Here is a 12,046-nt window from a genome sequence, read left to right as displayed (position 1 = left end):
GTCTTTAAAATCAAGTGCTTGACGCGAATATGAGTTAAAATATTCTTAAGTTAGTACATAATTTTAAGGAGCTATAAATGGAAGGCACAGCTGTATCATCGGTAAACACGATCGCTGCTTTTTTTCAAAACGGTGGAATCTTCATGTGGATCATTCTCTTTATCTGGGCCGTTGGTCTAGCTATTGGATTAGAAAGATTCTTTAAACTAAGCTTTAAATTTGATGTTGATGGAGCATCATTTATGAATGAACTTCGTCGCTATATTATGGCAAATGATGTTGAAGGTGCCTCACGCGTATGTTCAGGATCAAACGCTGCCTTACCAAAGGTATTAAGAAGTGGACTTGAAAGAGCTTCTGCTAAGCCAGAGCAAATTCAAAACGCAATCGATGCAACTGCTTTAGAAATCATTCCAAAAGTAGAACTAAGACTTAATTACCTACAGCTAATTGCTAATATCTCAACACTATTTGGACTACTGGGAACGATCCAAGGTCTAATCGCTTCATTTGCGGCCGTTGCTGCTGCTGATCCAACGCAAAAGGCAGAGCTTCTTGCTAAAGGTATTTCACAAGCAATGAACACAACATTCCTTGGTCTACTTGTAGCGATCACTATTATGATCATTCACGCTTTCCTAAGTTCAAAGTCTGAAAAGATCATCAATGAGATCGATGAGTATTCAGTTAAGTTAATGGACATCTTAAATACAGAAGAAAGTAAGTAATTATGTATAGAAAACCGAGTCGAAAATATAAGAATAAGAAAGTTGAGAGACTGAATCTAATTCCAATTTTAGATTCGGTCTTCATCTTTATCTTCTTTCTTTTAATGTCTGCAAATTTTGTGAGAATTTATGAGATTGGATCTGATGTTCCTATCATTTCAAACTCAACTCCACCAAAGAAGCAAAAAGAGAGATTAGATCTAACTCTAAAGATCAACACGAGTAATATCACTCTACACTCTGGGCCAAATGAGAGACGTATCTTTACAGCAGGTAAAACAGCTGATGGTGAGTACGATCTATTCAAACTAAGAGAAAAGTTAATTGACCTTAAGAAGAGATATGTGGATGAGAAAGAAGTTATCTTCATCCCAAATGCAAATATCTCTTACGAAGAATTAATTAAGATCATGGATGCTGTTCGCGATATCAAGAAAACAGACCCAGAAGTTTGGACAAAGAGAGATGGACAGGACGTAAAGGTTCTAGAGCTATTTAACAATATTATTTTTGGCGATACACAATCGTAGAAATAAAGAATCAGGTTTATTATGAGAAATCGTTCAATTAGAAATAGAGGAATCAGAAGAAAGAAGGAACCGTTTGATATTGACATCACTTCCCTTCTCGACATTCTTGTTATTCTTCTTGTATTCCTAATTCGAAGCTATGATACAACAGGTGTAATTCTTAATATTCCAAAAGATATTACAATCCCACACTCTGCTTCAAAGTCTATTAATGAGCAAGGTGTTGTTGTTCAGGTTTCGACAAAGATCGTCTGGGTTGACGATAAAGAAGTCCTTAATACTGAAACCTTCAAAGGACAGCTCTACTCTCAAGGTGGGAAGCTTATTGTTCCACTTTATAACGAGCTCGTTGCAAAGAAGAAAGAAATTGATGATCTTGCAAAGATGACACCTAATGCGAAAAAATTCTCGGGTATTGTGAATCTGGTTATTGATAAGTCTTTGAAGTATAACTATGTTAAAAAGCTTATGCACACTGCTGCTGAAGCGGGTTTTCAACAGTATAAATTCGTTGTTCTTGGACAAGAGTAGTAATAAAGAAAAAGGCTCCGAAAGGAGCCTTTTTTATTTGTGCTAGAAGAATCTAGTTAAAGTCACGCCAAATTCATCATCCCCATCAAGAACATAGAGCCCTCGATTGTCGGCCTTAGCATCATCACCAATTGTCACTCCACGGAAGTTTAACTTCATCTTCCATGCGTTGTTTAGGCGGCGCTCATAGCTCAAGTAGTAAAGAGTCTCCCCTGCTCTCTCAAGGTCAATGTAGAGACCTAGCATAAACTCATTTGAGTATGCATCGTTAAGTGCTAGGCGATGACCAATAAAGAGATCATTTTGAAAAATCTGAGCTTGGCTTCTTTTATCTTTACCAACACCAAGGACGCGTTGGTATTCAGTATAGAATCCAGAACTCCAATTATTATCATAATTATATGTGTACTCGTGACCAATAGACGCTAGTTGATAGTTAAAGATCTCTCTTTGCCCACCAGTATAGTCAATAATTGAAACTGAGTCGTTTACATTAAAGTCAGAGTAAAGGTATTCGAATTTAAAAGTTTGCTCACCCCAAAAGTAAGTGGCCGCAGTACCGTAATCAGCAACATCAAGATAATACGCATTGATATTCCCTGCTAATAAATCAGGTACAGATGCTGCCGCGAAAACAGGTCTCGTACGATCAATATGGTCAATAGCAAAGACAGTAAGATCGAGATCACCAAACTGATGTGCATAGTAAACTGCGAATTGATCAAATTCATTATCTTCATCTGAGTCCGTAATTTTATTGCCTTTAACGACATTTTGTTTTTGAGGACTAAGGCCATCAAAGATTCTCATTTTAGAATCTGGATAGAAACCTTCTTTAAAATATGGCATATAGATAAACTTCATCGTTCCAATGCTTGTATAGTGACTTAGAACAACAGAAGTTTCTCCAAGTTTTTCAAAGCGTTCAATATTGCCATCATTGATACGAGAGTTGATAACATCCACAACATGGTATGCTTCAAGACGTGACCACATAAAGGTATGTTGTCCTACTGAAGCCTGCCAATTGCCAAAGCTACGCCCTAGGTTTAATTCATTGAAGTCCACATAACTATTGTCTTGATACTTCTCATCAGCACGACCGACGAGAGAAAGGTTATATTCCCACCCGCTCCAGTCACCTCTATCTTCTAAGGTAACTTTAACAAAGGCCAATTCATTAGGCTGATTCTCTCCTAAAAGAGTTTGAGCATCATCAACATAACCTCTAAAGTTTAATGAAACCTCACCTCTACCATCAGCTAAAGAACTAAGGCTTGATAGTGTAAGTGCACCTGTGATTAATCCGTATATTAGTGTTTTCAATTTACTTTAACTTCCTCTTAGTAAGATCATTCTCATTAACGGCCTTACCAATAACTCTATTTTTCCACTTAAAAATCGACTGCTTCTTATTATTAAGGTTTAACATAACAATTTTATTAGCACGCCACATCTTTCTCTTACCAACAGTGTATGATTTGAATTCATCCATTGTAGAAGTTTTAATGTGTTCATTTCTTTTATTGTAATATTCTGACTTAACTGGTGCTAAGTACTTTTGAGAAACGTAAAGCACTACTTTAGAGTAAGAACTCTTAGCCTTTGCAACTCTTTCAAGTACCCAAACTTTTTGTCCTGCAACTTTGTCATCTTTTAGATATTTATAATTGTATTTCTCAATTGTTTGACCACCAATATCCTCGAACGAGAATTCAGAACCCATAAATGAACTACCTTTTGAGCGTGAATTAATTTTCTTAACTCGCTTTAAAGACGGAAGATAAAGCCATTGGTCATCATCTTTTTCATTTTTCCATGTCCAAGTAAGTAGCTTTGTTCCTTTAACATCTAATGGTTTTTTAAACTCCATTAAACTCTTATCAACACCATCAAATTCTCCAGATGCCCCTAGCATTTCACGGATAATTTCAACACCACTTGAATCAACTAGTACAAGCTCCATCGTTGATGTATCACCAATATAACCCTTATTCGCTTGATCCATTTTCCTAGCAATCTCTAGGCCTTTATCATTAGCAAATACAGAAAGTGTTAATAACATTAATAAAAGTTTAACTATCTTCATTAGAAACCTCGTGTTTTTTCGGTATGTTTTCCCATCAGATAGTAGCATTCACAACACAATGATTGAACATTTACTCGTGATAATGACAATGGATTCATTAAATTATTGAAAATATGCCCCTTATTTTACAACAAGGGGCGTTAGTGTTTTTTAGATGAATTTAGTAAGCGCTTGAATTTAAGTTAAGTGGTACGTGAACACCAACTTCGGCCCCACCTTTTGGTCGTGGGAATTGAATTGTTTTTAAATGATTTACAACACAATTTTTAACACTTGGCGGAACACCTCGGTCTGCTTTGGCAACACTTGCCTTTGTCACGTTACCAGAGGCACCAATAACAAATTCCATTCCAAGAACTCCAGAAATACCTTTCTGTTGCACATCAAGTTCTTTCTGGTAACAATATCTAAATTGAGGAACGTTCTCCATTAGAATACGCATAATATCATTTCGATCCATTGAACCTAAAATTACCTCACGATATGGTACACCAGCAATATAAACTTGTTTCTTCTGAACAAGTCCATCTGTACCAAACGATGATGAAAGTTTTCCACTCGCCTTACTACTTAATGAACCAACTTCTGCCTTAACATCAGCTTTCTGAACTTGTGCTGAATCACCTGTCGATAGTGCAGAGTTATCATCTGCAAAGCTTTCACTTGCTCCAGAGCCAGCTTTAAAAGAATTTAGAGCTCCACCTTTGGCCATAAGTGAGTTCATTGAAGAAGTAAAAGATGTTGATTTATAAACATCAACTTTCCCGCGACTTTTTCTATTTGTCGCTAACTTCTTAACTGTAGTTTTCTTATTTGTCGTACGAGCAGGCTTAGACGCCTTCTTTTTCTTTTGTCTCACAACTTGTTTATCATTTGGCTTCCCTTGTCTCGCCTTCCCTTTCTTAGGAGTTGAAGTAGACTTTTGTCTAGGATCACCTTTACTTTTTGTTACCTTTTTAGGCTTCTCAACATTCGAAACCGCCTGTTTAACTGGTGCTTTCTTTTCAACCTTCTTTTTAACTTCATTTTTAACAACATTCTTCTTCTTAGTGACACGAAGTTGTTTTGGACGATAAAGAATTTTTGCGATTCTTTCAGGAACCTTTTCTTTTTCGATTTCTTTATCTACTTTAAAATTCAACATTCCAGCTGCAAAGACTATAAAGAAGAGAATACAGAAAATAAGATATTTTCTTAACTCTTTATCACGTCTAAAGATCGGTGCAGTCTTAACGATTGGAGGAGCTTCTGTTCCTCTTATAAAAACCTTTAGATTATCCTTTTCAAAAATATGGATATCATCTCGACGAAGTGAACTTTTAGCGTTTTTATTATTTAAGAATGTACGATGCTCAAATCCAGGAATAGTTCCAACTGCAACATCATTCTTTCTAATATCTAGAAGCTCAACTTTATCCTTCTTGCCTAGGTATGGAAATTCAATATCATTTCCACGAGCATTTGAACCCACTAAATAGAATTTCCCATCTTTGTGTGGGATATAATCTAGTGAAACGATTTTTCCATTAAATAAGATAATAACTTCCGCTGCTTCTTTATCAATGCTATATTTAAAGATTGGATAAATTTCATCTGGTTCTTCAAATATATATTCAGAGAATTTTACATTATCATCAATACTTAAAGGATAGTTAACTTGGTACTCTTCATCCTTTCTAATTCTCTCGTCATTAAACTTAGGTTGTTTTGGTAAGTTCTTCACAACCTCTTGAGGGTGAATTAGTTGCTGAGGAGGAAGTTGAGCAGTCGAATCAAAAGTGAATGAGTAATTACCAATTGTAATAGACTCCCCACCTTTTAGTTCAGTTGTAACAATTTCTTCTCCATTAACTAATACAGGTTTTGAAGAAGACATACTGTAGATAGATACCTTGTCTGCAAACTCAATTAGACAATGAATATCATCGATACCAGCACCTCTCATACGTACATCACAAGAGTCACTTGCTCCTAAGATAATACGATTTTTCTGAGGTAGACGAATATCTTTTTTACCTTTTAAATAAAATGATCTTCCTTGATCCACTTCTACTCCCTAGCGTATACGATCCAAACCTTTCATCATTTCAAGATGAAAATTTGGTTTTGAAGGTAATTTATTTTTAAATTGACGAAGGTAGCGACTCGAAACTGTAATTTCACCAGGAGCACCTAGTTCTCCATCAACACTGATCTCTTCAAGATTAAATTGTTCAAATTTCTTATATTTATAAACTACTTTTTCCTTAACAGATTTTTGTCCATAAGCTTGAGTAGTTAATAGTAATAAAATGGCAGACATTAATACTTTCATCATTACATCTTCCTAACTTGTTGATAGAAGGCCTTATCCTTAGCATTCATATCAGTAGTATCTAAATCACTTTGAATTGTAGTTGCATGTTCACTCTTTAATTGCTTCAAAGAATAGTAAAGAGCAATTTTAAGACTTGGAATATCAATATAATCCGAGTTCATTTCCTTAAGAATTGTATAAGCATACTTAGGCTTAACATCAAACAGATATGAATATACTAACGAGTTAATCACATCACGATCGTTCTTATTCACTGAATATAAACGTTTAAGCAGAGAAATCGACTTTGAATACAGGCCATATCTAATGTAGATATTAGCAAGGTTAAACATTGCCGTTTTATTATTCTTTTTAAGGATCAGAACCTGTTTAAAAGCTGCAATGGCCTTCGCATCTTTATCTTCATCTACATAGACCACACCAATATTATTAATTGCTGGAATATACTTATCATCTAAAGCAACTGCTTTATTAAAATACACTTTTGCAAGTCTCTTGTTACCAGATTTATAAGAACAAATTCCTTGTTGATTCCAATATGAAGGATTGGCCTTGTACTTCTCATACATTTGATCAAGTTGAGAAAGTCCCTCTTTCGTATTTCCCATATAACAGAGACCTACAAGTCCTGTTTTTTTAGAATCAATTTCTTCAAGTTTATCTAGCTTAACTTTATCCAGAGATTCGTCTTCTAAAACATCATCAACCAGATCATTAATTAAATGATAATCAGCTTCTGCATTATAGCGGATCTGACTCTTTGGTTTAAAATCAGCATTCGTTAGGTTTTCAATTTGCTCACCATCTTCTAATTGCTGAGTTGTCCCCTTCTTTGAAGAAGCACATGAAACAATTAGTAGCATTGAAAGAATAGCTAAATACTTCATTAACGATTCCCCCTCTTATCCATTAAGACCGGTCCTGTCATCGTTGGAAGACCTAGACCTTGTCTCGACAACGTCCCAAAGTTTACCGTTAGAACATCATTTTTATTGATTAAGTTATCTAATTCTCTTTTTAATTGACGTGACTTAGTTGCGAGATTTGCTGAAACGTTGGCCATACTTCCCTTAAAGGACTTCACATATTCAGCGGACTTGCCTGTCGGTGAAAAATTACCAACGTCAGATGAAAATTGATCAAATGAATTAATTAAAAGAGAGTAACTCTTAACCATTGCCTCACCAGACCCCATGGCCACGATTGCTGCGACTTTTCCTTGAATACGATCTAAGCGATTAAACTTTAATTTCATCGTATTATTGAATTTATTTTCAGGGAAGCTAAGAGCTATTGAATTAAAGTTATTAACTTCATTTTCTAACTTATCAACTTCCATCAGAGCGACTTCGTCTATTGTTTCAATTGCTAAGCTTTTCTTCTTTTTCACCTTACTGTAGATATAATTTAGCTCTCCTGCATAACGAGAATTATTCTTCTGGGACCTTGAAAGCTTCGAAAGTTTCCCTACATACTCAGATTTTTTATACAAGCTCTTTGTATAAGCACTTAGGCGTTGACGATATATTGTATCGGCCTTGCTTAATAGTTTAAAATCAATATAGTAATCAAAGATTTGCTCATACGATGCTAACAATGTTGAATTATTGAATCGACACTTAGATTGTGCATCCACAAAACTAACAGCAGCACTATCTTTTCGAGTAGCAAGTCCCATAACGATATAATTCTTAAGTAAGCCTTCTTTATTCTTATCTCTAATCGAACATGTTTTCGTTAACAACTTCTGAGTTAGTGCCATACCTGCATCAACTCTTTGTCTTAAAAATAATTCACTAATAATGCTATTAAAAGATTCGTAGAACTTAGTTATTTCAGAAACGAGCATTTCATCTATTGCGCGATCTAACCATTTGGACATAAGATCAACATTACCTGATTCATAGAATAGAACGGCAATATTGTAAGCAGCATTTCTTTTGGCCTCAGCAGTACTTTCTTTATCTTTATAGATAAATAGGTAACCCTTTAATGCCGTTACCTTATCACCTTTTTGATTTGCCTTTTGAATATCTGAGAACTGGGCAACAAGAATAATTTTATTTAAATGAGTAATAAAGCCTCTTCTAAGCGGAATCCCTGTTGACTTTAACTCACCAACAAAACTCATAAGTTCTGATTTATTCTTTTGAGACTTATTTAGATCGACAATTCGGCCAATCATTGCCTCATTTTTTGAAATTGCTCTTGGGTTTTCCTTGGCATAAACAAAGAATAAGTTCTGAGCTTTTTTGGCGTCTTTTTGTTCATCGACATAATAAGAGAATAGTTTTTCAACTGCTTTATTCTTTTTAACCTTTGAATCTTCATGCTTAATATATGTCGAAAAAACTTTTTCGAAGTATTTAGATCTAATTGATGCAGACGTTTTTTTATCATTTAGTACGACAATCATACCTGCTAGGGAACGCTTAAAATACACATTATTAGTCTTATCCGATGAGATAACCTTATCGTACATAAAGAGTGCTTGCTTATATTCATCAGCTGCATAGTAAGACTCACCAGCATAGAATAGCGCTCTTTCACTTAAGCTAGGGTCGACTTCTTGTGAGATGAAGTAAAGTTCTGCTGCGATACGCCCCTTAAATCTCATGACCTTTGGACGTTTCTTATTGTGTGACATTCCCAATTCTTTTTGGAGATGAGCTGCTCTCTTTGTCACATAGAAAAGTGCTTCTTTTCTTTGTTCAGGGTTTAGTTTTGTTTTAGTGATTGTACGTGCAAAAACAAGAAAATTCTTATTGTTATTATACTTATCGTAAATCTGAAGAAGTTGAACTAAAGACTTCGCCTTATATTCTTCATTATTCCCTCTAAAAGCAGATTTAAACATTCCAGCAGCTTGAGAGTACTTTTGCTTATCAAGAAGAAACATTCCCATATCGTAGAAGTTTTTCTCAGGAGTGCCTTTTTCATTTTGATAAAACTGAAGAGCTCTCTTTGTGTCGCCCTTATCTGCATAGAAATAACCAACATCACGTCCGGCCATATCTTTCTTATCAATGTATTTAGGACTCTTAGATAGGCTATGAACCTCTTTCATTTGCTTAATCGCAGTATTCTTCTTTCCGACTCTAAAGTTAGACCAAGCCAGATTGTATAAATATTTTGTATACCACTTATCATCTTTAATTTTATAGATGACAGTGTCGTAGTATCTCTTAGATTTATTAAAGTCCCCTTCTCGGTAGTAGATATCACCTAGAGCAAGGCGAGACTTCACACCAATTAAGTCATTCTTTGGCGCAGACTTAACGGACTTAACAAATAATGACTTTGCGCGATCCATTTGAACATTCTCAAGTTCATTATAAGCAAGAATATAATAGATATGTGAACGGGCCTTTGCATTTGGCCTCTTCTTCAAGATTGCTAAACCGATTTGTTGAGCACGGTTGTAGTAAGAGCTAGATTCTGCAAAGAACTTCTTGCGATCAATACGCTTCTTATCCTTAATATCTAAATTGAAGAAGTTTTCATTCTCTTGTTCACGAATGATTCGGCCCTTTTCTAAATTTAGTTCGGCCATACGTAAATCGAGCATTGTATCGTTTTTTGAGTATCGTTTCATACGCACAAGCTCTTTAAGCTCCATATCGATTACTGAAACAATACGATCTCTTTTGGTATTAAGTTTGATACCAAAAGAATTAAAACTTATAAGAGTTGCAAATAATAAAACCTTAATCATTTCTGACACTCCGATCGAAGAGCAAATACATAATCACCTAATTCATCTGCCCAAAACTCACCATTAAATGACCAAAAATATTGTTTTGAGTTTCTCTTAAGGTACTTGATGTCTCCTCTTGCACCCGTATCTGTAATTCCACTATATAAAAGTGCTTTTCTTGCATTTAAAGCTTCAAGTCTTAAGTAACTTAGACCAATGAATGACTTTTCTAATTGCGCAGAAGTTAACTTAAAAACCTTTTTTACATATGATCCTATAAGCTTCTGTTGTAAAAAGAGAGAGTCTTTCAGGTTGATTGCAAGAATCTTTCTTAGTCTTCTATTCCTTACTTTTTTAATTGTTTTAATTTCTCTAAGCCCATCTTTATAACTCTTATAAAGTTGAAGAAAAGCTGGGTCCTTTCTTACGTTTTCAAGAAGCTTATTAGTTAATGAATCGTAATACTTCTTTCCATCAACATAACTATTGATAAACTTGAAGTACCACTCAAGAGAGTGTTTCTTAGCAAGCATCTTATCAATAACTTGCTTAGACTTATCGAATTCTTTATAGTGATCATCAATGATATTGGACATATCATCATATAGGCATAGCTTATAGTAGCTCAGTGCCTTCAAAACATTAATCTCAGGATTTACAATATAGTTAAGAACAGGAGCTTTATATGTTACTAACTTACCAAGAGTCCTGTTATAGTCTCCCTTATAATAACTATTCCATGCCTCTTCAATTAGTAGCTCAGGCCAAATATATGATCTTTTATCAATATCAATAAACGCAAGTTCTGACTCTTCAAGATTTCTTTGTTCATACTTTACTCGAGCAATTCCGGCCAAGCAGTAGTCTTGATTAATCTGTAGTTGCCTTGCACGAACTTCATCATTACTACTTGTTGATTGATCAATACAATTTTCAAATGCGCCAACAGCGGCCTTGAAACTTCTTAGCATTGTAAACGCCACACCTTCAAGGTGTAAGGCAAATGGTTTAACCGGATGAGCCGATGGGATTGTACCATTTAAAGTTTGTAATGCTTCCTTGTATTTTCTTCTCTTAAGTTGCTTTTTTGCAAGTAGATACTTAAGAGTCGGTGAATCAATATTTTTCAGATAGCTTTCTGGTAACAGAATAAATTGTCTATCCCCTACTTTTGATACAACTTGTTCAAAAAGATATTCGAAATTCTTATTCGTTCTTCCTTTATATGTAACTAAGTACTCTTTCACGTAAGGTACTGCTGTGTGATACATCTCTTTATCAATTAATTGCTTAATGATATTTGGATAACGAGTAATACGGTTTTTTGATTTCGTTAAGTCAGTCCATATTGACTCAAGAGCATAGGCCTGACCCAATATTAGAAATGTTATAAGCGCTTTCTTAAACACAATAGCTTCCTTTATAAGTCAAACTGAACAGCGAAAGTAAGATCAATATTCGAATACAGTTGATCACTCTCTGAACCAGATTCCCTCGCAGGTGCTGCTTGATACAGGATTCCGTTAATATCTGCTCTAATACTCCATGATTGATTAATATAGAATTTAGTTGAAACATCCCACATTAGTCCCGTGTGAGACTCATCAATAGTTAGACCAGGGTTTGGAGATCCGGCCCTAACTTCTGGACCGTTATTTGTTTCGTTAAGTTTTGCGAAACCTAGACCAAAGATCCAGTCGACATATAAAATAGTGTTGAATGTATTAATTTTAGAATAGAAAGGTGCCCAAGTTACCATAGCACCAATATAGTCATTTACAATTCTTCTAAATGGAATAGAACCACTTCCTCCCCCATTACTATTTCTAACCGAAGCGGCCGTATCGTTTTCTTCACCTGAGTTTGAAGAATAAATAAACTCAGCACCAAGCTCTTCAGTAAAAAAATAACCGGCCCTTAACTGCATCGAAGTTGAATCAACGAATGCGCCAGAAAGGGTCTTACCAAATCCTCCACTCACAAAGAAGCGTTGCTGTTTTTTGAACTTACGATTTTGAAGTACGTAAATTTCTTTATCTTTATCAAGCCATGAAAAATTGTAGAGATCACTTTCTGCTGCGAAAGTTTTAATCGTCATAAAAGTTAAAAATAATACAAAGATCATCCTAATCATTTTAGCGTCCTGCCTTTCAA

The 12,046-nt window shown here is 35.1% G+C and carries 11 protein-coding genes; 3 read left to right on the top strand and 8 right to left on the bottom strand.

The features are described from left to right. Positions 1 to 77 precede the first annotated feature (77 nt). Genes ABMA76_RS00225 through ABMA76_RS00215 form a run of 3 tightly spaced genes read left to right on the top strand, consistent with a single transcriptional unit; the run spans position 78 to position 1,789 of the window. The gene (locus tag ABMA76_RS00225; RefSeq protein ID WP_392910671.1) at positions 78 to 728 is read left to right on the top strand and encodes a MotA/TolQ/ExbB proton channel family protein; all 651 of its coding nucleotides are present in this window, start codon (positions 78 to 80) and stop codon (positions 726 to 728) included. A gap of 2 nt (positions 729 to 730) precedes the next feature. Then, positions 731 to 1,258: an ExbD/TolR family protein gene (locus ABMA76_RS00220; protein ID WP_392858104.1), complete on the top strand. Its 528-nt coding sequence runs from the start codon at positions 731 to 733 to the stop codon at positions 1,256 to 1,258. Positions 1,259 to 1,279: 21 nt separating this feature from the next. Next, positions 1,280 to 1,789 carry a biopolymer transporter ExbD gene (locus ABMA76_RS00215; RefSeq protein ID WP_021268040.1) on the top strand — a complete coding sequence of 170 codons (510 nt, stop codon included), beginning with the start codon at positions 1,280 to 1,282 and terminating at the stop codon, positions 1,787 to 1,789. A gap of 42 nt (positions 1,790 to 1,831) precedes the next feature. On the opposite strand, the gene ABMA76_RS00210 is transcribed toward ABMA76_RS00215, so the two are convergent. From ABMA76_RS00210 to ABMA76_RS00175, 8 genes are all read right to left on the bottom strand, one after another. Next, a complete protein-coding gene (locus tag ABMA76_RS00210; protein WP_392910675.1) occupies positions 1,832 to 3,115 on the bottom strand; it encodes a hypothetical protein in 1,284 nt (427 codons plus the stop codon). 1 nt (position 3,116) lies between these two features. Then, positions 3,117 to 3,878 carry an outer membrane lipoprotein-sorting protein gene (locus ABMA76_RS00205; RefSeq protein WP_392910678.1) on the bottom strand — a complete coding sequence of 254 codons (762 nt, stop codon included), beginning with the start codon at positions 3,876 to 3,878 and terminating at the stop codon, positions 3,117 to 3,119. Positions 3,879 to 4,038: 160 nt separating this feature from the next. Then, positions 4,039 to 5,925, bottom strand: a complete 1,887-nt coding sequence (locus tag ABMA76_RS00200) for an AgmX/PglI C-terminal domain-containing protein (RefSeq protein WP_392910680.1) — start codon at positions 5,923 to 5,925, stop codon at positions 4,039 to 4,041. A 9-nt stretch (positions 5,926 to 5,934) separates the two neighbouring features. Continuing rightward, entirely contained in the window at positions 5,935 to 6,195 is a 261-nt protein-coding gene (locus tag ABMA76_RS00195; RefSeq protein ID WP_392910681.1) for a hypothetical protein, read from the bottom strand. Then, entirely contained in the window at positions 6,195 to 7,082 is an 888-nt protein-coding gene (locus ABMA76_RS00190) for a tetratricopeptide repeat protein (protein WP_393060554.1), read from the bottom strand. Before ABMA76_RS00190 ends, ABMA76_RS00195 begins: the two co-directional genes overlap by 1 nt. Next, the gene (locus ABMA76_RS00185; protein ID WP_393060552.1) at positions 7,082 to 9,910 is read right to left on the bottom strand and encodes a hypothetical protein; all 2,829 of its coding nucleotides are present in this window, start codon (positions 9,908 to 9,910) and stop codon (positions 7,082 to 7,084) included. The genes ABMA76_RS00190 and ABMA76_RS00185 overlap by 1 nt, the downstream gene beginning before the upstream one ends. Next, positions 9,907 to 11,301 (bottom strand): hypothetical protein, encoded by a 1,395-nt coding sequence (locus ABMA76_RS00180; protein WP_393060550.1) that lies wholly within the window; start codon positions 11,299 to 11,301, stop codon positions 9,907 to 9,909. Before ABMA76_RS00180 ends, ABMA76_RS00185 begins: the two co-directional genes overlap by 4 nt. A gap of 11 nt (positions 11,302 to 11,312) precedes the next feature. After that, complete coding sequence (locus ABMA76_RS00175; RefSeq protein WP_393060548.1) at positions 11,313 to 12,026, bottom strand: outer membrane beta-barrel domain-containing protein; 714 nt, start codon at positions 12,024 to 12,026, stop codon at positions 11,313 to 11,315. Positions 12,027 to 12,046 lie beyond the last annotated feature (20 nt).

The sequence above is a fragment of the Halobacteriovorax sp. ZH5_bin.2 genome, from assembly GCF_043196375.1.
GTDB lineage: Bacteria > Bdellovibrionota > Bacteriovoracia > Bacteriovoracales > Bacteriovoracaceae > Halobacteriovorax_A.
Note: the sequence above shows the minus strand (reverse complement) of the source record. Positions and strands in the feature narration are given on the sequence as shown.